The sequence below is a fragment of the Mycobacterium sp. SMC-13 genome, from assembly GCF_045311035.1.
In the GTDB taxonomy this organism is placed as follows: Bacteria; Actinomycetota; Actinomycetes; order Mycobacteriales; family Mycobacteriaceae; genus Mycobacterium.
The window spans coordinates 376,273-397,504 of record NZ_JBJIAI010000001.1 but is presented as its reverse complement, the minus strand read 5'-3'; the positions used below and the strand labels follow the sequence as shown (position 1 = coordinate 397,504).

The window sequence follows — 21,232 nt, the reverse complement described above, 5'->3', positions numbered from 1 at the left end:
TTTCGCACATGGGGCAACCAACGGTGTTGATCAGCGGCGCCGGAGTAGCCGGACCGGCCCTGGCCCACTGGCTGGCCGGCAACGGCTACCGGGTGGTCATCGTCGAAGCGGCGCCGGGTATCCGCCCCGGCGGGCAGACCGTCGACCTGCGGGGCGCGGGCCGTGAGGTGGTCACCCGGATGGGCCTGTTGCCGGCGATGACCGAGCGTTGTCTGTTTCAGCGCGGCATCGCCTGGGTGCGCGCCGATGGCACCCGGCGTGCGGAGATGCCGGTCGAGGCGTTCGACGGCAATGGGATCGTCTCGGCACTCGAGATCCTGCGCGGCGACCTGACCGAGGTGCTCTACCAGGCGACCCGCGACGTGGCCGAGTACCGCTTCGGCACGCGGATTTCCGCGCTCGAGGAGGACGAGTCCGGCGTGCGGGCCACGCTGACCGACGGCTGTGTGGTGGAGGCCGACCTGGTCGTCGGCGCCGACGGCCCGCATTCGGCGGTACGGCAGTTGGCATTCGGCGCCGAGGAACAGTTCATCCACCGTCTCGGCGGCTACAACGCCTGGTTCACCGCACCCGACATGATCGGGCTCGATGGCTGGTTCCTGATGTTCCAGGCCGCCGGCGGGCTCAACGCCTCACTGCGGCCGTCCCATGACGCCGCGACGGCCAAGGCGGGACTGGCTTTCCGGTCCGAGCCGCTCGAGTACGACCGCCGGGACCCGGACGCGCAGCGTGCGCTCCTGGCCGAACGCTTCCACGGCGCGGGCTGGTACTGCAACAAATTACTCAGTGCCGCAGCGCAATCCGATGATTTCTATTTCGATGATTTCGTCCAGGTACACATGGACACCTGGTCGGCGGGCCGCGTCACGCTGTGCGGTGATGCCGGGTACTGCGCATCGCCGCTGTCCGGGATGGGCACCAGCCTGGCCCTGGTCGGGGCATATGTGCTGGCCGGAGAACTCGGGCCCGCCGCGGCGCTCGACGCGGCCGGCATCGCACCCGCGTTACGGCGCTACGAGACGGTCATGCGGCCGTACGTCGACCGCTGCCAGGACCTGCCCGGCGGCCTCGACGGGTATGCGCCGATGTCCGAACGCCAGATCGCGGGCGCAGCGTCCGCCATGAAGTGGGTGCAGCGCTGGCCGCTGCGGCGGTACGCCGGCCGTAAGTGGTTCTCCACGGCCGAGTCGATCGACCTGCCGGACTACCAGCCGGCCTAACGGTCGTGCGTGGGCGGATGACCGGTCCATTTGATGTACGCCCGGCGGAATTCCCGCGGATCGGTGAATCCGACCTCAGCGGCGATGGCGTGGATCGGCATCGCGGTCTCGCGGACCAGGTACCGCGCGCGTTCGCTGCGCACCTTGTCGCGCAATGCGATGAACTGCTGGCCACCAGCACTGAGGCGCCGCCGCAACGTGCGTTCGGTGATGTTGAGCCGCTTGGCGACCTGGGCCATGGTCAGCGGATCGCGCACGCTCTCCCGCAGCATCGTCTCGACCGTCTGCACCACGTCGGTCGGCTGCTCACCCTGCGTCACCATGTCGCGGCAGGCGGCGACGGCGACGGCGTGCGTCGCCGGATCGGCGCGCGGTAGCGGCAGTGACCACAGCTGGCCCGGGAACGTCAAGCGGTTGGCGTCGGCGTTGAACAGGACCGGGCAGCCGAAGAATTCGTGATACCGCTGCGCGTAGACCGGCGGCGGGTAACTGACCTGGACGTACTCGGGTGTCTGCTGCGGCAGCTCCAGTACGGTCCGGACGGTGACCAGGACACTGCAGAACAGCTCCTCGCACAGGAACGGCAGCAGTTCCGGTTCCGGGCGGCGCTCGTAGGCACGCAGCGCGACCGTGCCACCGATCAGCTCGCCGCCGACGTCCATCAGGCTGCCGGCGCTCTGGTGCAGTTCCAGACCGACTGCCATTGCCGCGCCCAGGTTTTCGGCGGAACGGATGGCCAGGCCGAGCACGCCGAACGACACGAACATGTCACGGGCCCCGACGTCGATGCCCAGGCCGCGGTCGGGCATGGCACGCACGGCGCGCCGCAGCACGATCGCCGCCTGCCGGAACGACACCCGCGTCTCGGGCGAATTGAGTGTCGCGGCCGTCAGGCCCGCCGCCGCCAGCCACCGTTCCGTGGGCAGGCCGGCACGGTCGGCGACGTCGATGACGTTGACGAGCACCGACGTCGGGATGAGCGCCGCGCTTTCCCTGTCCACCCCACCTCCAACACGTGTCCGGTTTTCCCCCCATTGTGGTCACCGATGCCCTCGTGCGCACCCACCGACATGCGGTTAGCTCCCGAACCATGGTGTCGTCAATGCCGGTCGATCTGTCGGAATCGCTTTCCGCTGAGGGGTCGTGGGCGCTTCCGGAGACGTATTGGCCGGCATTGACCGACGCGACCGCGCATCTGGAAACGCCGCTGGCCGCGATCGACCTCGGCGCATTGCGCCGCAATGCGCACGATATGCGCCGCCGCGCGGCCGGGACACCGATCCGGGTGGCAGCCAAATCCGTCCGGTCGCGGACCATCCTGGACGCCGTCACGGCTCTCGACGGTTACGCGGGCGTACTGGCGTTCACGTTGCCCGAAGCACTGTGGCTGGCCACCGGCGACGAGGCGCACCCGCCGCAGCACGACGTCGTCGTCGGCTACCCGACGGCCGACCGCACCGCGATCGCCGAGCTGGCGTCGTCCCCGGCGTTGGCGGCCCGCGTGACGCTCATGGTCGACGACGTGGCGCAGCTCGATCTGGTGGACAGCGTCGCCGCGCCGTCGACGCGACCGCCGCTGCGGGTCTGCCTCGACCTCGACGCGTCCTGGCAGGCGCCGGTACTGGGACACCTCGGGGTGCGCCGCTCCCCCGTCCACACCGCGGCGCAGGCCGGTGCCCTGGCCAGGACCGTCGCCGCCCGCAGTGGTTTCACGCTGGTGGGCCTCATGTCCTACGAGGCCCAGATCGCCGGCGTCGGTGACGATGTCCGGGGTCAGGCCGCACGGTCGCAACTGATCCGGTGGATGCAACGACGATCCAAGGACGAGCTGCTCGAACGCCGCGGTCTCGCGGTGTCCGCGGTACGGCAGGTGGCCGACCTCGAATTCGTCAACGGGGGCGGCACCGGATCGCTCGAATACACCGCCTCGGACCCGGCGGTCACCGAGATCGCCGCCGGCAGTGGACTTTTCGGTCCGCACCTGTTCGACACTTATCGCGGCTTCACGCCGGCGCCGGCCGCCGCGTTCGCGCTGTCGGTCGTGCGCAAGCCGGCCCCGCAGATCGCGACGGTACTGGGCGGCGGCTGGATCGCCTCCGGACCGCCCGCCCGGGACCGCGTGCCACTGCCGGTCTGGCCGCCGGGGCTGAGTCTGCTGCCCGCCGAGATGGCAGGCGAGGTGCAGACCCCGGTCACCGGAAAAGCCGCTGGGGCACTGAAAGTCGGCGACCGCGTGTGGTTCCGGCATTGCAAGGCCGGTGAGCTCAGCGAGCACGTCGACGCGTTCGCCATGGTCGACGACGGCACGACCGTCGGCACGGCGCCCACCTACCGAGGCGAGGGGAAGACGTTCCTGTGACCTGGACCAACTGGGGGCGCTGCGAGACCGCGCACCCGACGGAAGTGTTGCGGCCCAAGACCGTTCAGGCAGTGTGTGACGCCGTCATCCGCGCGACGGCGACCGGCAGGCTGATCAAGGTCGTCGGGTCCGGGCACAGCTTCACCGGCATCGCCGTCGCGCCCGACATCCAGTTGGACCTGGGTGCCCTGGCCGGGGTGCTCGACGTCGACCGCGAGCGCAAGCGGGTCACCGTCGGCGGCGGAACGCCGCTGTGGCAACTGACGCGGCTACTGGCACGGCACGGACTCGCGCTCGAGAACATGGGCGACATCGACCGCCAGACCATCTCCGGCGCCATCTCGACCGGCACCCACGGCACGGGGCTGGCCTTCGAGGGTCTGGCGACCCAGGTCGTCGGGCTGACCCTGGTCTCGGGCACCGGCGAGCTGGTCCGCATCGACGAGGAGCAGAGCAGCGAGTGGCTGCCCGCGGCGCGCGTCGGCCTGGGCGCGCTGGGGATCATCGTCGAGGTGACGCTGCAGTGCGTGCCCGGTTTCGCGATCCACGCTATCGAACGCGTCGAGCCGGTCGACGACGTCGTCGCGACGTTCGACGAACGCTGCACGCACACAGACCATTTCGAATTCTACTGGTTCCCGCACACCGACACCGCGTTCACCAAGGCCAACATCCGGCTGCCCGCCTACACCCCGCTCGAGTCCACCAACCGGGTGTCGCAGTGGATCGAGGAGGAACTGCTCGAGAACGGTGTGCTGGGCGCGATCTGTGCTGCCGGAAGCGCGCTGCCGGCTGCGGTGCCCACCCTGAACCGCACCGTCACCCGGTTCCTGTCCGACCGTGAACACACCCAGCGCTCCGACCGGGTGTTCACCTCGCCCCGCCGCGTGCGGTTCCGCGAGATGGAGTACGCCGTTCCCTACGAGTCGATGGGCGCCGCCTTCGACGAGGTCCGCAGCCTCATCGCCGAACGCGGTTGGCGTATCAGCTTTCCCATCGAGGTCCGCGCCGCCGCCGACGACGAGAACTGGTTGTCCACCGCGTACGGGCGCCGCAGCGCGTACATCGCGGTGCACCGCTACGTGCGTGACGATCCGACCGAGTACTTCGCCGCGGTCGAGCAGATCATGCGCCGCCACGACGGGCGTCCGCACTGGGGCAAGATGCACAACCGCACGGCGGCCGATCTGCGGGACAGCTATCCGCGATTCGACGACTTCCTCGCCGTCCGCGAAAAGCTTGACCCCAGAAGAACATTCGCCAACGACTACCTACACCGAGTACTCGGAGAATGAGGCGCCCATGACCACGATCCACGCCTTCGGTGACGACGCGCTCGGTGACCACGACGCCGTCGGGCTGGCCCGCCTGGTGCGCGACATGAAGGTCAGCCCGGATGAACTGGCCGCCGCCGCGATCGCCCGCGCACAACTCGTCGACCCCGAACTGCGGGCGGTGGCATGCGATCTGCCACCGCGGCACGGCACCGACCCGAACGCCGAGTTCTTCGGCGTCCCGACCTTCATCAAGGACAACACCGACGTCGCCGGCCTGCCGACCACGCACGGTTCGGAGGCGTTCACGGCCCGGCCCGCGAAGCAGGACGGCACCTATGCGACGCAGCTGCTCAGCACGGGCCTGACGCTGCTCGGCAAGAGCCGGATGCCTGAATTCGGTTTCAACGCCACCACGGAGTACATGACCGAGCCTCCGGTCCGGAACCCTTGGCACACAGAGTTTTCCGTCGGTGCCTCGTCGGGCGGATCGGCCGCCCTGGTCGCCGCGGGCGTCGTGCCGATCGCGCACGCCAACGACGGCGGCGGCTCCATCCGCATCCCCGCCGCCTGCGCGGGCCTGGTCGGGCTGAAGCCGAGCCGGGGCCGGCACCGCGACGGCGAGCAGGCCGGTCATCTGCCGATCAACATGATCTCCGAGGGCGTCCTGACCCGCAGTGTCCGCGACACGGCCGCGTTCATCGCCGCGTGCGAGAACCAGTGGCGCAATCCGAAACTCGCGCCCATCGGCCGGGTGAGCGGGCCGGCCCAACGGATCCTCCGCGTCGGCGTGCTGTTCGACAGCGTCACGGGCGAACCGGTCGACGACGCCACCCGCGCCGCCGTCGAAGACACCGCGGCGGTGCTCGAGGCCGCGGGCCACCTCGTCGAGCCGATCACGCTGCCGGTCACCGCCCAGTTCGCCGACGACTTCGTCCAATACTGGGCGCTGCTGGCCGATCTCGCGGTCGGCACCGGCCGGTTGATCCTGGACCGGTCGTTCGACGCCGCCAAGGCCGATGGCCTGAGCCTCGGACTGCGGGCACACCACCGGCGAAACCTGCACCGCACGCCCGGTGCGCTGCTACGTCTGCGGCGCATCGCCGATCAGTACGCGCAGATGTTCGCCCGGCACGAAGTCGTGCTGTCACCGGTGCTGTCGCACACCACTCCGCGTCTCGGCTACCTGGCGCCGACGGTCGACTTCGCCGATCTCATCGACCGCCTGCGCCGGTATGTCGCCTACACCCCGCTCAACAACATCGCGGGCACCCCGGCGATCTCGCTGCCGCTGCACCGGTCACCCGACGGCCTACCGGTCGGCATCCAGCTGTCGGCCGCCTACGGGGACGAGCGCACGCTGCTCGAGCTGGCCTTCCTGTTGGAGGCCGAGCGGCCTTTCGCCCGGATTCAGGAGGTCGTCAGCGCGTGCCGCGCGTAGGCCCGCACGTCGGCGTCACCGTCTTCCAGCGCGATACCTAGCGCCGACCGCGCGGCTTCCTCGGAATCGGCCCACCGGGTCAGGCTGAGCACCGCGGCCTTGCGCACATCCAGATGCGGGTCGTGCAGCGCCTGCGACAACGGTTCGACGGCGACCGCCGGGGCCGCGCCGGACAAGGCCCGCACCGCCCCCTGGCGGATCTGCCACGCTGATTCCCGAAGCGCGCGTTGCACTTCCGGCACGTCCTGCTCGGCGCAGCCCACAGCGGCGAGTGCAGCGAGGGCGGCCGCACGCACCAGCGGGTCACGGTCGGCCAGCAACTGCCGCACGGTGTCGGCACCCGACCGGAGGGTGGCCAGTCCGTTGCCCGCGGCGATCCGCACCTCGCGGTTGTCGTCGGTCGCGGCCGCGGCCACCCCGTCGACGTCATCGACGGAGACCAGTGCGCGTACCGCCTCGATCCGCACGCGGTGATCGGAATCGGTCACCGCGGCACGGTAATCGAGGCCCGCACCGACCCGGCGCGAGCTCAGGACGTACAGCGTCACGGCCCGCACGACCGGGTCGACTGACGTCAGGTACGGAGCGACCGCCGCCGGATCGGGCAGCACCTCGACCAGCTCCCGCAAGGCGTCGGCACTCTCCGCACGCACCGCGCCGTCCGCGTCACCGAGCGCGGCGACCAGGTCCGGCTGGTAGCCGTCCGGCAGGTTCTCGACCAGCACGGCGACAGCGGCGCGCCGAACTCCCGCGTCGGTGTCCCGAAGGTATTCGGTCAGATCGGCGAGCGTCGGCTCCTCCAGCGCCACCACGGCAGCGATGCGGGGCGACGGCGGCGTCGCCGCCTCGGTCGGGCGCAGCCGCGAGGCCGCGGTCGCCGGCGCCTTGCCGCCGACCAGGTCCGGCTGGTGCACATGCTGCACAGCGTGGTCCGACGGCAGGTGGTCCAGGTCGGGCACCGGCACGAAATACGGTGCCACCGGGCGCTTGAGGAACTCCATCTCACCGTCAGAGCCCTTGCGCAGGTTCAGGTGATAACGCCACTCCTCGTCGTCGCGCTCGGGGATGTCGGCGCGATCGTGGTACAGCCCCCACCGTGATTCGGTCCGCGTGAGCGACGACCGGGCCGCCATCTCGGCACAGTCGCGGATGAACGACACCTCGACGGTGCGCATCAGCTCGTGCGGCGTGCGGGCGCCCATCTGCTCGATCTCCTCGGCCATCCGCTCGAACGTGCGGACCGCGATCGACAACTTGGTCGCCGTCTTGGGCGGGGCCACATAGTCGTTCACGAAGCGGCGCAGCTTGTACTCGACCTGCGGCTGCGGTGGGCCGTCCGGATGCCGCAGCGGGCGGTAGATCAGCTCGTGCGCCTCGGCCAACTGATCCTCCGGAAGGTTCACGGGCGCTTCGACATCCGCCAGGGTCGACGCGGCGTGTTCACCGGCCAGGTCACCGTAAACGAACGCCCCGATCATGTAGTTGTGCGGGACGCACGCCATGTCGCCGGCCGCGTACAGGCCGGGCACGGTGGTGCGGGCGTGCTCGTCGACCCACACCCCGGATGCGGAATGCCCACTGCACAAACCGATCTCGGAGATGTGCATCTCGATGTCGTGGGTGCGGTAGTCGTGGCCGCGGTTGGCGTGGAAGGTACCGCGGGTCGGCCGCTCGGTGGTGTGCAGGATGTTCTCCATCGCGGTGATGGTCTCGTCCGGCAGGTGGGTGACCTTGAGATAGATCGGGCCGCGCGCCGATTCGATCTCGCTCTTGACCTCGGCCATCATCTGGCCCGACCAGTAGTCCGAGTCGACGAACCGCTCCCCCAGCGCGTTCACCTGGTAGCCGCCGAAAGGATTGGCGACGTAGGCGCACGCGGGCCCGTTGTAGTCCTTGATCAACGGATTCACCTGGAAGCACTCGATGCCCGAGAGCTCGGCCCCCGCGTGGTACGCCATCGAGTAGCCGTCACCGGCGTTGGTCGGGTTCTCGTACGTGCCGTACAGGTACCCCGAGGCCGGCAGCCCGAGCCGGCCGCTGGCCCCGGTCGCCAGGATGACGGCCTTGGCCCCCACCGTGACGAATTCGCCTGTGCGCGTGTTGAATGCGGCCGCGCCCACGGCGCGCCCGTTCTCGGTGAGAACGCGAACCGGCATCAGCCGGTTCTCGATGCGCAGCTTCTCCCGGATGGCCTTCTGCCGCATGACGCGGTACAGCGCCTTCTTGACGTCCTTGCCCTCGGGCATCGGCAGCACGTACGAGCCGGAGCGGTGCACGCGGCGCACCGCGTATTCGCCGTGTTCGTCCTTCTCGAACTTCACGCCGTAGCGCTCGAGCCGCTGCACCATGGCGAAACCGCGCGTCGCGGTCTGATAGATGGTGCGCTGGTTGACGATTCCGTCGTTGGCGCGGGTGATCTCGGCGACGTAGTCCTCCGGGGTGGCCTTACCGGGGACGACGGCGTTGTTGACGCCGTCCATGCCCATGGCCAGGGCTCCGGAGTGCCGCACGTGCGCCTTCTCCAGCAGCAGCACCTGGGCGCCGTTCTCGGCGGCGGTCAGGGCCGCCATGGTGCCGGCGGTGCCGCCGCCGATCACCAGGACGTCACAGTCGAGACGGACGGGATTGTCGAGGTCTGGAATGTCCAGAGTGCTCATTGGTGCAGTGCTCCAAGGATTTCGGCCCGCAGCTCGGTGCGGGGAACATCGGCATCGCGAGGACTCGGGACGTCCAGCAGCGCGCGCAGCGGCTGGCCGGCGCGGCCGAGGACCGCCACCCGGTCGCCCAGGGCGAGGGCCTCGTCGACGTCGTGCGTGACGAACACGATGGTGGTGGGATGGGCCTGCCAGGTGTCGATCAGCAGGTGCTGCATGGCATTCCGGGTTTTGGCGTCCAAGGCGCCGAACGGCTCGTCCATCAGGACGGCCCGCGGCGCCCCGGCCAGGCCGCGTGCCAGCTGGACGCGCTGGCGCATGCCGCCGGACAGGCTCTTCGGCAGGAAGTCGGCGAACCCGGTGAGCCCGACCTCGTCGATCCAGCGGTCGGCGCGCTCGCGCCGGCCGGCCCGCGGCACGCCGCGCAGCTGCAGTGCCAGTTCGATGTTGGATCGCACTGTGCGCCAGGGCAACAGCGCGCTGTCCTGGAACACCATGCCGCGGTCACGCGACGTGGTGATCACCGGTTCGCCGTCCGCCAGGACCCGCCCGGCGTCGGGCTTCAGCAGCCCGGCCAGCGCCCGCAGCACCGTCGACTTGCCGCAACCCGACGGGCCGGTCAGCACCAGGATTTCCCCCGGCTGCACCGTCAGGCTCAGCCCGTCCACGACCGGCTCGCCGGTGTAGGACAACCGGATGCGGTCGAGTTCGAGGCGCAGGCCAGTCGTCAGCAGGCTCGTCATCGCCCGTTCTCCTCACCGCGCGGCAGCCAGCGGGTCAGCCGCCGGCCGATCAGTTCCACCGCGGCCGAGGTGCCGAACCCCAGCGCGCCGATGGTGATGATGCCGACGAAGACGCTCGGGTAGTCGAGCACCGTGTAGGCCTGCCAGGTGCGGTAGCCGACGCCGAGCCGGCCGGAGATCATCTCCGCCGACACCACGCAGATCCACGCCACACCCATACCGACAGACAGGCCGCCGAACAGCCCGGGCAGGACACCCGGAAACACGACCTGCCGCAACACATCCCAGCGGCTGCCGCCGAGGGTCCGCACCGAGTCCTCCCACAGCGTCGGCAGGGCCCGCACGGCGTGCCGGGTGCTGACCATGATCGGGAAGAACGCCGCCAGGAACGTGATGAACACGATGCCGGCCTCGTCGGTCGGGAACAGCAGGATGGCGACGGGCACCAGGGCGATGGCCGGGATCGGCCGCGCCAACTCTGTCAGGGGGCCGACGATGTCGGCGAACAGCCGCGACCGGCCCAGCGCAATACCGACGGCAGCGCCGATCGCCGCCGCCAGCCCGAAGCCACTGACGATCCGGATCACCGACTGCGTCAGGTCGAGCCAGTACTGCGTGGCGCCCAGTCGCTCGATGAACTTCGCGGCGATCTGGGTCACCGTCGGCAGGTTGTCGAACCGCAACCAGAACCGGACGTGGCCCGCCGTCAGCAGCTGCCAGATGCCCACGGCCGCAATGACCGACAGTGTCTTGACGGCGTAGCCGCGCCATTTCGCCGGTCCCTGCCGCCGCGACACCTCGGTCTCGGCGGGCCGCGCCGGTGCTGCGGTCACCGCGGCGATGGCTGTCATGCGACGCCCACCAGTGCCTGTTGGTAGGTCACCACCGACGATCCGGGATGGGCCGCCTGGTAGCGGCGGGCGCCGGCGTCGGTGTCGAAGGGCACGAAGTCCGCACCCTGCTGCACCCACACGGATTTGTCTGCAAGCCAACGGGTTCCGAGCTCGGCGTCCGGCACGTAGGCGGCGCGGACCTTGGCGCCCTTGGCCTCGGCGGCCCGGATCGCCTTCAGCAGGCAGGTCGGGTTGGCCGCCGGCTGCGTGGTGTCCGAACCGTCCAGCCACAGCTCACCGGCCAGCGCGGGGTTGTCTGCCGGGATGTTGCACACCGGGTCGGTACCGTGCACGACGGACGGGTTCGCGGTGCGGGCGACCTCGGCGTTGTAGTCGCGGCCGCGCTCCGACAACGCCTTGCGCAGCGGTCCGTCCTCGACGAACTTGGCGACGTCCAGGTCGGCGAAGTCACCGATCGACTTCAGGTAGGGCACATCACCTTTCAGCGCGTCCACGAGCGACGGCTTCAGCGTGGTGTCGAACCGGGTGCCGCCGGGGCCGTTGTACAGGTAGACGACTTCCGGCGGCAGACCGCTGCCCTGCGCGACGATCTTTGCCGCCTCCAGCGGTTTGGTGTTGAGGAAGTCGGTGGCATCGAGCTGTGCCTGCAGGAACGCGTCGAGCACCTCGGGATGCGCCGCGGCGTAGGCCCGCCGCGCGACCACGCCGTGCCAGGTCGGGTAATTCAGCTCGGCGCCGTCGTACAGCAGCCGGGCCTTGTTCTGGAAGACCAGCAGCCCGGGCCAGGCGACGAACTGCGAAAGCGCCTTGACCTGACCCGATTCGAGCGCCGACGCGCCGATCTGCGGCTGCTGGTTGAGCACCTCGACGCCGGAGATCCCCTCCTTGCCCAGCGCCCGAACGAGCGTCCCGTGACCGGCCGACCCGACGCTGGCCGACACCTTCTGTCCGGCCAGCTCGCTGAGCGACTGCACCGGTGAATCCGGGCTCACCACAACCATGTTCAGCGACCCGGTCGGGCTGGAGCCCGTGGCCGCCACCAGTTCGGTCTTGGCGCGCTCGTTGCTCTGGGTCTTCGATCCGTTGATCAGCATCGGGTAGTCGCCCATCGAACCGATGTCGATCTTCTCGGCGACCATCTGCGCGGTGATCGGTGCACCGGTGTCGTAGTCCTGCCATTCGACGTGGTACTTCCTGCCGGTCTTGGCGCCGATGTCGTCGAGGCGATGCTCCAGGTAGCCCTGGGCGCGCAACAACGTTCCGGCGGTGACGGTGTTGATGGTCTTGGACTGGTAGCCGATGACCACGTTGACGGCATTGTCGTCCTTGCCGGCCGAATCGACCGAGCAACCGGTGGCGGCAAGGACGACGGTCGCGGCCAGGGCAGCGAGGCGAGTGGGGTTCATTGGGGTCCTTAGCGGATGAGGTAGGGCATGTTGACGGAGACGGCACCGGTTGGGCAGCGCGCGGCGCACGGCCCGCAGTACCAACATTCGTCGACGTGCATGTAGGCCTTGCCGTTGTCGGGGTTGATGGCCAGCGAGTCCAGCGGGCAGACATCGACGCACAGCGTGCAGCCCTCGATACACAGCGACTCGTCGATGGTGACCGGGACATCGGCTCGTTGGTTGTTGACCAGCGTCATGATTCACTCCGTAACAGGTTGCCGCGCATGGTGATTCGGTCACCACGCAGTCGGATGTATTCGAGGTCGACGGGACGCCCATCGTCGAGAGTCGTGAGCCGTTCGAGCATCAGGATCGCGCCGCCGGCCGGGATGTCCAGCGTGGCCGCGGTGTGCGGATCGGCCGAAACCGCTTCCAGCGCAATGTCCGCCGAGCCCAGCCGGTGCCCGGTGACCTGCTCGATCAACGCGAACACGTCGTTGCTCTCCAGCGAGTGTTCGAGCACCGCGGCACCGATGTCGGGCGCCAGGTACGTCAGATCCAGGCTCAGTGGCAGGTCGCCCAGGTAGCGCAGCCGCTCGATGAAGACGACGGGCTCGCCGGGGGTCAGCTGCAGCCGGCGCGCCACGGCCGCGGGAGCCGGCAGCTGGGTGACCGCGCGCACTTCGTTGCGGACGTCACCGTAATCCTTGAAGGTCTCCTTGAGCCCGACAAGCGCGTGCAGGCCGTGATCGTATTTGCGCTGCGCAACGTGGGTGCCGACGCGCGGTCCCCGGTCGATCAGCCCCTCGGCCTTGAGGATCGCCAGGGCCTCGCGCACGGTGTTGCGGGATACCGAGAACTCGGCGACCAGCTCGGCCTCACCGGGCAGGCCCGCCGCGTAGACCCCGTCGCGCACCTGGTGGCGCAGCACGTCGGCCACCTGGCGGGCGCGGTCGGCGCGCCGGCGCAGCGGCGTCGGGGAGGACTCGGGCATGCGGTTGAACCTAGGGACCTGCGCCCCTCAGGTCTGCACCCCCAAATCGGGTGGTTCGAAAGTACCCGCATTACGCCGCCTCGACATGGCCGTGAACAGGGGAAATGCCGAAATCAACCACCATTACGCCACCTCGGGAACGCGTGGCAGTTCGAATCTCGATGAATCCAAAAGGGGCGGGCCCGACTCTGCGCGGCGCTACGCCGAGCGTGGCGGATACCGGTGGCGACACGCCGCAATCATCACGCCAGGCCACACGCTCGCCGTAGGGCCGGAGAATTACGTAGCTTCAACTACGAGGCACAGGCAGCCACTGTGATTGAAGACAGGTACTTTTTCGGGCCGTTGGCGTTCCCTGAGTTCAATCATCAGGGCAGATCACGGTCGCGATTGAACTCCTGCACTTCGTCGTCTGCATTGCTCCCGCGTGGATTCGAGAGAAACCGCGACTAGCTCCCCGCCGCAGACACCGTCACCGGAATCCCGTTGAGCGCACCGTTACCGGACGGCTCGTCGAGGAAATCCGGTAGCGACAGGATGTTGGTGTTCACCCCGGGCGCGGAGTTGGCGACGCCCAGGCGGGTGCCGGGTTGGCCGTGCCCCCAGCCGTGCGGCATGGACACCACGCCCGGCTTGATGGCGTCGGTCACCTCGACGGGGACGACGATCTTCCCGGCACCCGAGGCGACTTCGGCGTCGTCACCGTCCGCGATGCCCCGCGCGGCGGCGTCGCGGCTGTGCATCAGCAGCGTGCAGCGGTCGCGGCCCTTCATCAGCGCGCCGACGTTGTGCAGCCAGGAGTTGTTGGACCGCAGATGCCGACGGCTGACCAGCACGAGCTCGTCGGCCGGACGCTCGAGCCGCGCAGCCAGGCGCGGCAGGTCGTCGAGCAGGTACTGCGGGGCCACGCGGATCTTCTTGTCGGCGGTACCGAGAATCTCGGGCACGCGCGGCACCATCGGGCCGTAGTTGATGCCGTCCGGATGGGCCTTGAGCTTCGCGAGTGTCAGCCCGTCGGGCTTCTCGCCGTACCGGTCGCCGAATGCCGCGGTCCGGAGCGTCAGGTCGAGCATGCGCTCGGGGCCGCCGTGGTCGTACTTCGCCCGGATTTCGGCACCGTCGAGCCCCTGCGTGAAGCACAGGTAGTCGAACCAGCCGTCATCGAGCGCGGCGACGTCGACGTCCTCGGCCGGGGTGCCGGTACACAGCCCGGTGAGCCGGATCAGGATCTCCCACTCCTCCGGCGCGTCGGGGTCCTCGCGGCGGAACACGGCTGGCGAGTACCGCGCGAAGCTGTTGATCGCCGCACCCAGCAGCAGGTCCGCGGAGTGCGCCTGCTCGAGAGGCGAGGCGCCGGGCAGGATGACGTCGGCATGCCGGGTGGTCTCGTTGAGCCACAGGTCCACCGCGATCATCGCGTCCAGCTGCGGCAACGCCTCGTCGAGTTTGTCGCCGCCCGGCGTCGACAGCACGGGGTTGCCCGCGACGGTGATGAGGGCTCTGAGCTGGCCCTCGCCCGGGGTGGTGATCTCCTCGAGCATGCACGAGATCGGGGCCTGGCCGAGCACTTCCTTGGCCCCGCGGACCCGGGTCTGGTAGCGGCCGAAGTTGGGCGCCCCGTCTTCCAGTCCCGGGATGGTCTGGCTGGTGACGGTCCATGCGGTCGGGGTGGCGAACATCGTGCCGCCGGGGACGTCGAAGTGTCCGGTGACGATGTTGACGACATCGATGAGCCAACTCGCGAGGCTGCCGAATTCCTGGTTGCAGGTACCGATCCGGCCGTAGACGACGGCGCGGGGCGTGCCGGCCAGCTCACGCGCCAGCGCCCTGATCCGTTCCGCATCGATACCCGTTGCGGCGCAGACTCTTTCGGGCGACCAGTCGGCGACGGCCCGGCACAGCTCGCCCACCCCGTCGAGGTGCTGCTCCAGTTGGCCGAGGTTGACCAGCCCTTCGTCGAACACCGCGTGGATGACGCCGAGCAGCAGCGCCGCATCGGTGCCGGGCGTGATCGGCAGCCACTCGTCGGCCTTGGCGGCGGTCTGGGTGCGCACCGGGTCGATGACGATCACCTTGCCGCGCTTACGGATTCCGCCGATGATGCCCATGATGTCGGGGGCAGCCAGCAACGAGCCCTGCGACGCCGCGGGGTTGGCGCCCATCACCACCAGCAGGTCGGTGCGCTGCACGTCCGGTGTCGGGAACGCCCACCAGCTGCCGTACATCAGGTGCGACGACAGGTTTTTCGGCCACTGATCGATGGTGCCCGGCGAATAGGTGATCGGCATACCAGACAGACCCAGCAGGATCGCGGCATACCGCGACAGCGAAAACGAATGCGCCAGTGGGTTTCCCGTGTACGCCGCGACCGCGCCGATGCCGTGCTCTGCGATGATCGGAGCGAGCAGCTCGGTGCAGCGGCGGAATGCGGTGTCCCAGTCGACCTCGTGCCATTGCCCGTCGATCTTGATCATCGGCCGGCGGATGCGGTCGGGGTCTTCGTGCAGCGCGCCGAGGGACGCGCCCTTCGGACAGATGTGGCCCGCGCTCCAGGCGTCGGCCCTGTTGGGCCGGATGCCGGCGACCTTGCCGCCGGACACCTGAATCTCCAAGCCGCACATGGCTTCCCACAGGCTACAGGCGTGCAGGTGCAGGCCGTCTTCGCCGACCTCGGCGATCACTCGCTCGGTTCCCATCATCCGACTGTAACGGCGTTACTGAGACGTGGGTCACGATTGCTCCCGATGTCCGGGACGACGGGCTACAAGGCGTGCGAAAGTTCGCGGCCGAATTGCAGCAGCCGCTGCATCTGGGCCAGGCCACCGTCGTCGACGGATTTGGTGTACCGGAACGACTCGCAGAAGAAATCGGTATCGATGGCCGACTTCTGCCGGCTACGGGTGATCAGCTGGGTGTACATCCGCAGCCGCACCTCGGCCAGGCGCCGGGTGCCGTCGGCCAGTACCTCGAACTGGGTCGTCAGGATGTGGTCGGTGATGGTGGACAACAGGATGGTCCGCACCGAGGTGTCCAACGTCCGGCGCGGGTGCTCGTCGTCACCGTTGGCGTCGTCGTCGGCCCGCCACATGATGAGCCGCTCGCCGTCGGTGAGGACGACCTCCTGCCACACGGCGTCGCCCCAGGACTCCTCGGACGCGCCGCGCGACATGATGAAGGACTTGATGGACCGGAAGTCGACAACCGACCGCAACTGCTCGAGCGCCAGCTCCGGATCGCGCAGGTAGACCTTCGCCGCATCCTCGACACTCGAGTACGGCGCCCAGTCCTGCGGCTCGTCCACGGCTATTCGCCCCGGACCGCCGCCGCAGCCGCCCGGATCTGCGGCGTCACCAGCATCACCTGGCCGAGGACGCCGTTGACGAAGCCGGGCGATTCATCGGTGGACAGGCTCTTCGCCAGCTCGACCGCCTCGTCGACGGCCACCGGTTCCGGCACGTCCGTCGCGTGCAGCAGCTCCCACACCGCGACGCGCAGGATCGCCCGGTCCACCGCGGGCAGGCGATCGAGCGTCCACCCCTGCAGGTGCGCCGAGATCAGGTCGTCGATGTGCGCCGCGTGCTCGGTGACGCCGTTGGCGACCGTCACCGTGTACGGGTTCAGGACCGAGACCTCGGGGTCGCTGTCGGCGATCGCGTTGCGCAGCTTCGCGCCCTCGGCAGCGGTGATCCCGCGGGCCTCGGCCTCGAACAGCAGGTCGACGGCGCGCTTGCGCGCCTGGTGCCGACCCTTGTCGGAGCGACGGTCAGGCATTGACCCGACTGATGTAGCTGCTGTCGCGGGTGTCCACCTTGAGCTTGTCGCCGATGTTGATGAACAGCGGGACCTGGATCTCGGCGCCGGTCTCGAGGGTGGCGGGCTTGGTGCCGGCGTTCGAGCGGTCGCCCTGCAGGCCCGGCTCGGTGTGCGCGACGACGATGTCGATGCTGACGGGCAGTTCCAGGTACAGCGGTGCGCCGTTGTGGAACGCGATCTGCACCTGCAGGTTCTCCAGCAGGAAGCCGGCGGCGTTGCCGACGAGGGATTCGGGCAGCGGGTGCTGCTCGAAGTCCTCGGCGTCCATGAATACGAAGTCACTGCCGTCGCGGTACAGGTAGGTGGCGTCCCGACGGTCGACGGTCGCGGTCTCCACCTTCACACCGGCGTTGAAGGTCTTGTCGACGACCTTGCCCGACAGCACGTTCTTGAGCTTGGTGCGCACGAAGGCCGGGCCCTTGCCGGGCTTGACGTGCTGGAACTCGGTGATCTGCCACAGCTGGCCCTCGATGTTGAGGACGAGACCATTCTTGAAGTCGGCGGTAGATGCCACGGTCGGTACTGCTCCTAGCTCTCTGTCATCAGAGGATGGCCAGTTCCTTGGGGAACCGGGTAAGTAACTCAGGTGTGGGTGTCTTGTCGCTGCCCACGACCAGCGTGTCCTCGATTCGGACGCCGCCCCGGCCGGGCAGGTAGACACCGGGCTCCACGGTGACCACAGAGCCAGCAAGCAGTGTACCGGCGGCGGCGGAGTTGATTCCCGGCGCTTCGTGAATCTGCAACCCGACGCCGTGCCCGAGCCCGTGAGAGAACTGTTCGCCATAGCCCGCATCGGCGATGACCTGGCGCGATGCCCGGTCCACCGCCGACAGCGTCGTGCCCGGCACCAGGGCTTCCCGGCCCGCCCGCTGCGACGTCGCGACCAGGTCGTAGATGTCGCGCTGCCACTGCGCCACGGGCGACAGCACGAACGTCCGGGTCATATCGGAGTGGTAGCCCGCGACCAGTGCGCCGAAGTCGATCTTGACGAAGTCACCGGCCGCCAGCACCGCGTCCGTCGGCCGGTGGTGCGGTATCGCCGAGTTGGCGCCCGTCGCGACGATGGTCTCGAACGACGGGCCGTCGGCACCGTGGTCCAGCATCCGCGCCTCCAGTTCGCGGCCGACCTCCTTCTCGGTGCGGCCGGCCCGCAGCCCGCCCGATTCGATCAGGTCTTTGAGCGCGGCATCGGCGGCCTCGCAGGCCAGCCGCAGGATCGCGATCTCGCCCGCGTCCTTGACCTCACGCAGCACCTCGACCATGCCTGGCGCCCGGACCAGTTCGACGTCGCCGCCGACCCGCTGCAGCGCCGCATGGGCGTCGACGGTCATGACGTGACTTTCGAAGCCCAGCCGCTTGACCCCGGCGGATTCTGCCGCGCGCACCAGCTGCGGCGCGCACGCCCGCTCGATGACGATCTGCGCGTCAGGGGCCTGCTGTGCCGCCTGCGTCCGATACCGCCCGTCGGTGGCGAGAAGAAACGTCTCCCCGTCCCCGTCCTGCTCACTGGGAATCAGCAATGCCGCGTTGGATCCGGTGAAGCCGGACAGATAACGGACGTTGACCAGGTCGGTTACCAGGATCGCATCCAGCTCGGCGGCCGCCAGATGGCGACGCAGAATGTGGCGCCGGTGGGAAATTGTCACGATATGTGACGCTACTCGCTACGCTGTCTGCTCATGAGTATGTGGTTGCTGCGCGGAATCGTCTTTGCGGCGTTGATGGTGATCGTCCGACTGCTGCAGGGCGCGATGATCGGGGCCTGGGAAAAACAGTCACTGATCATCAGCGTCACGCTCGTCGTGCTGTACATCGTCGCGGCCTTCGTCTGGGGCGTTCTCGACGGCCAGAGCGACGCGAAGGCGCAGCCCGACCCCGACCGCCGCGAGGACCTGGCCATGGCGTGGCTGGTCGGCGGTCTGTTCGCCGGCGTCGTCAGCGGCTTCTTCGCGTGGCTGATCGGCCAGTTCTACGACAACATCTACGTCGACGCACTGGCCGCCGAGCTCACCACGTTCGCCGCGTTCACCGCCCTGATCGTCTTCGTGGGCGGCGTCTGCGGTGTCTCTCTCGGCCGTTGGCTGATCGACCGTAAGGCCCCGCCGGCCCCGAAGCACGACCACGCCGGTGAGGGCGCGCGCGCCGACACCGATGTGTTCGCTGCCGTCGCCGTTGCGGTCCCCACCGAAGGTGCCGAAGGCGAAACCGAGATCATCGAGACCCGCCCCAAGACCAACCCCGAGTCCTGAGACTCGGACACAAGAATCGCGGCCAGTCCTCGGACCGGCCGCGATTTTTTTCTGTCGAAAAAGTTGTAAGACTCGCGCGTCCTCACTGCTCCTACCTGTGAGAGCGGCTCAACCGGAGCCGCAAACCCGACAGAGGAGCACCCCATGAACCGCAAGAAGTCCGTCACCGCCGCCCTCGGCACGGCAGCCGCCGCCCTGGCCACCCCGGCAGTCCTGTTCCTCGGAACCGGAACCGCGCAGGCCGCGTCATCGCTCGATACGGCAAGCGACGCGGCGGGCGTCACGGTCCACATCACCTCCACCGGAAGCGAAGGCCTGTGCTTCTACTCCGCCGAGCCGTGGTTCGGCTGGCAGACCGTCAAGCCCCTGCCGGTGTACAAGGTGCCGTTCCAGCTGCAGGCGAACCAGAGCCACAACCTGTGGTTCCCGGGCATTCAGACCGGGACGACGTGGAAAGCCAAGGTCGAATGCCCCGTCGGCGGCACCGACTTTTTCAATCCCGTCTACTGAGCGCGGCTCAGTCCTTCGCCACCACCGAGTAGGCGGCCGCCAGCAGCGAGGGGTCCGGGCCTTCGAGTCGGCCCGGCTTGGCGAGCCCGTCGAGCACCACGAAGCGCAGCACGCCCGAACGGGTCTTCTTGTCCCCCGCCATCGACTCCAGCAGTTGCGGGAAGGCATCTGCGTCGTAGCTGACCGGCAGACCCAGGGCGGTGAGCACGCGACGGTGGCGGTCAGCGGTGTCGTCGTCGAGACGTCCGGCAAGCCGGCCGAGCTCGGCGGCGAACACCAGGCCCACCGAGACGGCGGCGCCGTGCCGCCACTGGTAGCGCTCGCGCCGCTCGATGGCGTGCGCCAAAGTGTGTCCGTAGTTGAGGATTTCGCGCAGCGCCGACTCCTTCTCGTCGGCGGCGACCACCTCGGCCTTGACTGCGATGGCGCGGCGGATGAGTTCGGGCAACACGGTGCCGGCGGGGTCCAGCGCGGCCTCCGGGTCGGCCTCGATCAGGTCCAGGATCACCGGGTCGGCGATGAAGCCGGCCTTCACGATCTCGGCCATGCCGGCGATGATCTCGTTGCGCGGCAACGAGTCCAGCGTAGCGAGGTCGACCAGCACGGCCAGCGGCTGGTGGAAGGCGCCGACGAGGTTCTTGCCGGCGTCGGTGTTGATGCCGGTCTTGCCGCCGACGGCGGCGTCGACCATGCCGAGCAGCGTCGTGGGCACGTGCACGATGTCCACACCGCGCAGCCAGGTGGCGGCGGCGAACCCGGCGACGTCGGTCGCCGCACCGCCGCCGAGGCTGACGATGGCGTCCTTGCGGTCGATCCCGATGCGCCCCAACACTTTCCAGATGAACCCGACGACGGGCAGTTCCTTGCCCGCCTCGGCGTCCGGGATTTCGATGCGGTGCGCGTCGATTCCGTTGTCCGCCAGGTAACTACGGATCGCTTCGGCCGTCTGCGTCAGTACCGGCTGGTGCAGGATCGCCACGCGGTGCCGACCCTGCAGGACACGGCCGAGGTCGCCGAGCAGCCCCGTCCCGATGATCACCGGGTAGGGCCGGTCGACGTTCACATTCACAACTACGGGGTCGACGACAGCGTCAGTCACACTGCGAGCCTTTCAATCGTTTTGCCAGTGCCGCAGGGCTCGGCGGGGCCTCGGTGGTCGGTCCGGGGTTCAGGACCGTGGGCAGCCGGCGCCATGCCGAGCGGCGGCGGCGCCGGGAGTGCTCGTCACAGCGCGGCTGCTCGAGCCGGTGCACGATGTGGCGGACCACGGCGCCGGGATTGCGTCGGTTGGTGTTGACGCGCAGCGTGGCGACCTGCCGGAACAGCGGCACGCGCTGCGCCATCAGCTCGCGGTACTTGGCGCCCGGGTCGTCGCCGGCCAGTAGCGGACGCCCGCCGCCCGCGGTGCGCCGAACACCTTCTGCCGCACTGATTTCCAGGTAGACGACGGTGTGGCCGACGAGCGCTTCGCGCACCTCCGGAGTGGTCACCGCACCGCCGCCGAGCGACACGACGCCGTCGTGTTCGGCCAGCGCGTCACGGATCACGTCGGCCTCTATCTTGCGGAACACCGGTTCACCTTCGGCGAAGATGTCGGCGATGCTGCGACCGGTGGTCTCGACGATCTTGGCGTCGGTGTCGAGCATCGGCACCTGCAGCGCCTTCGCCAACCGTCGACCGATCGTCGACTTGCCCGAACCGGGCATGCCGACCAGTACAGCCTTGGGCGCCAT

At 68.9% G+C, this 21,232-nt stretch carries 20 protein-coding genes; 6 read left to right on the top strand and 14 right to left on the bottom strand.

Going from position 1 to position 21,232, the window contains the following annotated elements; translation table 11 throughout:
* Positions 1-8: 8 nt before the first annotated feature.
* A complete protein-coding gene (locus ACJH6I_RS02020) occupies positions 9-1,220 on the top strand; it encodes an FAD-dependent monooxygenase (RefSeq protein WP_406783642.1) in 1,212 nt (403 codons plus the stop codon).
* Here ACJH6I_RS02020 and ACJH6I_RS02015 read toward each other — a convergent pair.
* Complete coding sequence (locus tag ACJH6I_RS02015) at positions 1,217-2,221, bottom strand: AraC family transcriptional regulator (RefSeq protein WP_234789773.1); 1,005 nt, start codon at positions 2,219-2,221, stop codon at positions 1,217-1,219. The two genes, ACJH6I_RS02020 and ACJH6I_RS02015, sit on opposite strands and share 4 nt — an antisense overlap.
* Before the next feature lie 101 nt (positions 2,222-2,322).
* Between ACJH6I_RS02015 and ACJH6I_RS02010 the strand changes: the two genes are divergently transcribed.
* From ACJH6I_RS02010 to ACJH6I_RS02000, 3 genes are read left to right on the top strand one after another with little or no spacing between them, the layout of a single operon-like run.
* Entirely contained in the window at positions 2,323-3,579 is a 1,257-nt protein-coding gene (locus tag ACJH6I_RS02010; RefSeq protein WP_406783641.1) for an amino acid deaminase/aldolase, read from the top strand.
* Positions 3,576-4,874: a D-arabinono-1,4-lactone oxidase gene (locus ACJH6I_RS02005; protein ID WP_406783640.1), complete on the top strand. Its 1,299-nt coding sequence runs from the start codon at positions 3,576-3,578 to the stop codon at positions 4,872-4,874. Before ACJH6I_RS02010 ends, ACJH6I_RS02005 begins: the two co-directional genes overlap by 4 nt.
* Before the next feature lie 7 nt (positions 4,875-4,881).
* Complete coding sequence (locus ACJH6I_RS02000; RefSeq protein ID WP_406783639.1) at positions 4,882-6,294, top strand: amidase; 1,413 nt, start codon at positions 4,882-4,884, stop codon at positions 6,292-6,294.
* On the opposite strand, the gene ACJH6I_RS01995 is transcribed toward ACJH6I_RS02000, so the two are convergent.
* From ACJH6I_RS01995 to ACJH6I_RS01945, 11 genes are all read right to left on the bottom strand, one after another.
* The gene (locus tag ACJH6I_RS01995; RefSeq protein ID WP_406783638.1) at positions 6,264-8,951 is read right to left on the bottom strand and encodes a fumarate reductase/succinate dehydrogenase flavoprotein subunit; all 2,688 of its coding nucleotides are present in this window, start codon (positions 8,949-8,951) and stop codon (positions 6,264-6,266) included. The two genes, ACJH6I_RS02000 and ACJH6I_RS01995, sit on opposite strands and share 31 nt — an antisense overlap.
* Entirely contained in the window at positions 8,948-9,691 is a 744-nt protein-coding gene (locus ACJH6I_RS01990) for an ABC transporter ATP-binding protein (protein ID WP_406783637.1), read from the bottom strand. The genes ACJH6I_RS01995 and ACJH6I_RS01990 overlap by 4 nt, the downstream gene beginning before the upstream one ends.
* Positions 9,688-10,542: an ABC transporter permease gene (locus tag ACJH6I_RS01985; RefSeq protein ID WP_061006673.1), complete on the bottom strand. Its 855-nt coding sequence runs from the start codon at positions 10,540-10,542 to the stop codon at positions 9,688-9,690. Before ACJH6I_RS01985 ends, ACJH6I_RS01990 begins: the two co-directional genes overlap by 4 nt.
* Positions 10,539-11,951 (bottom strand): ABC transporter substrate-binding protein, encoded by a 1,413-nt coding sequence (locus tag ACJH6I_RS01980; protein ID WP_406783636.1) that lies wholly within the window; start codon positions 11,949-11,951, stop codon positions 10,539-10,541. The genes ACJH6I_RS01985 and ACJH6I_RS01980 overlap by 4 nt, the downstream gene beginning before the upstream one ends.
* A gap of 8 nt (positions 11,952-11,959) precedes the next feature.
* Positions 11,960-12,190, bottom strand: coding sequence for a ferredoxin family protein (locus ACJH6I_RS01975; RefSeq protein WP_061006677.1), 231 nt, complete (start codon positions 12,188-12,190; stop codon positions 11,960-11,962).
* A complete protein-coding gene (locus ACJH6I_RS01970; RefSeq protein ID WP_061006679.1) occupies positions 12,187-12,927 on the bottom strand; it encodes a GntR family transcriptional regulator in 741 nt (246 codons plus the stop codon). Before ACJH6I_RS01970 ends, ACJH6I_RS01975 begins: the two co-directional genes overlap by 4 nt.
* A gap of 449 nt (positions 12,928-13,376) precedes the next feature.
* Complete coding sequence (locus ACJH6I_RS01965) at positions 13,377-15,623, bottom strand: molybdopterin-dependent oxidoreductase (RefSeq protein WP_406783635.1); 2,247 nt, start codon at positions 15,621-15,623, stop codon at positions 13,377-13,379.
* Between the two features lie 65 nt (positions 15,624-15,688).
* On the bottom strand, positions 15,689-16,228 hold the full coding sequence (locus ACJH6I_RS01960; RefSeq protein ID WP_064860678.1) for a hypothetical protein: 540 nt from the start codon (positions 16,226-16,228) through the stop codon (positions 15,689-15,691).
* 2 nt (positions 16,229-16,230) lie between these two features.
* Entirely contained in the window at positions 16,231-16,698 is a 468-nt protein-coding gene (nusB, locus tag ACJH6I_RS01955; RefSeq protein ID WP_064860679.1) for a transcription antitermination factor NusB, read from the bottom strand.
* Complete coding sequence (efp, locus tag ACJH6I_RS01950; RefSeq protein ID WP_064860680.1) at positions 16,691-17,254, bottom strand: elongation factor P; 564 nt, start codon at positions 17,252-17,254, stop codon at positions 16,691-16,693. Before efp ends, nusB begins: the two co-directional genes overlap by 8 nt.
* A 28-nt stretch (positions 17,255-17,282) precedes the next feature.
* Positions 17,283-18,386 carry a Xaa-Pro peptidase family protein gene (locus tag ACJH6I_RS01945; protein ID WP_061006684.1) on the bottom strand — a complete coding sequence of 368 codons (1,104 nt, stop codon included), beginning with the start codon at positions 18,384-18,386 and terminating at the stop codon, positions 17,283-17,285.
* 33 nt (positions 18,387-18,419) lie between these two features.
* Between ACJH6I_RS01945 and ACJH6I_RS01940 the strand changes: the two genes are divergently transcribed.
* On the top strand, positions 18,420-18,989 hold the full coding sequence (locus tag ACJH6I_RS01940; protein ID WP_406783634.1) for a B-4DMT family transporter: 570 nt from the start codon (positions 18,420-18,422) through the stop codon (positions 18,987-18,989).
* Positions 18,990-19,133: 144 nt separating this feature from the next.
* Positions 19,134-19,499 (top strand): hypothetical protein, encoded by a 366-nt coding sequence (locus ACJH6I_RS01935; RefSeq protein ID WP_406783633.1) that lies wholly within the window; start codon positions 19,134-19,136, stop codon positions 19,497-19,499.
* Positions 19,500-19,506: 7 nt separating this feature from the next.
* On the opposite strand, the gene aroB is transcribed toward ACJH6I_RS01935, so the two are convergent.
* Together aroB and ACJH6I_RS01925 are read right to left on the bottom strand one after the other, a co-directional pair.
* Entirely contained in the window at positions 19,507-20,598 is a 1,092-nt protein-coding gene (aroB, locus tag ACJH6I_RS01930; protein ID WP_406783632.1) for a 3-dehydroquinate synthase, read from the bottom strand.
* Complete coding sequence (locus tag ACJH6I_RS01925) at positions 20,591-21,232, bottom strand: shikimate kinase (protein WP_061006688.1); 642 nt, start codon at positions 21,230-21,232, stop codon at positions 20,591-20,593. The genes aroB and ACJH6I_RS01925 overlap by 8 nt, the downstream gene beginning before the upstream one ends.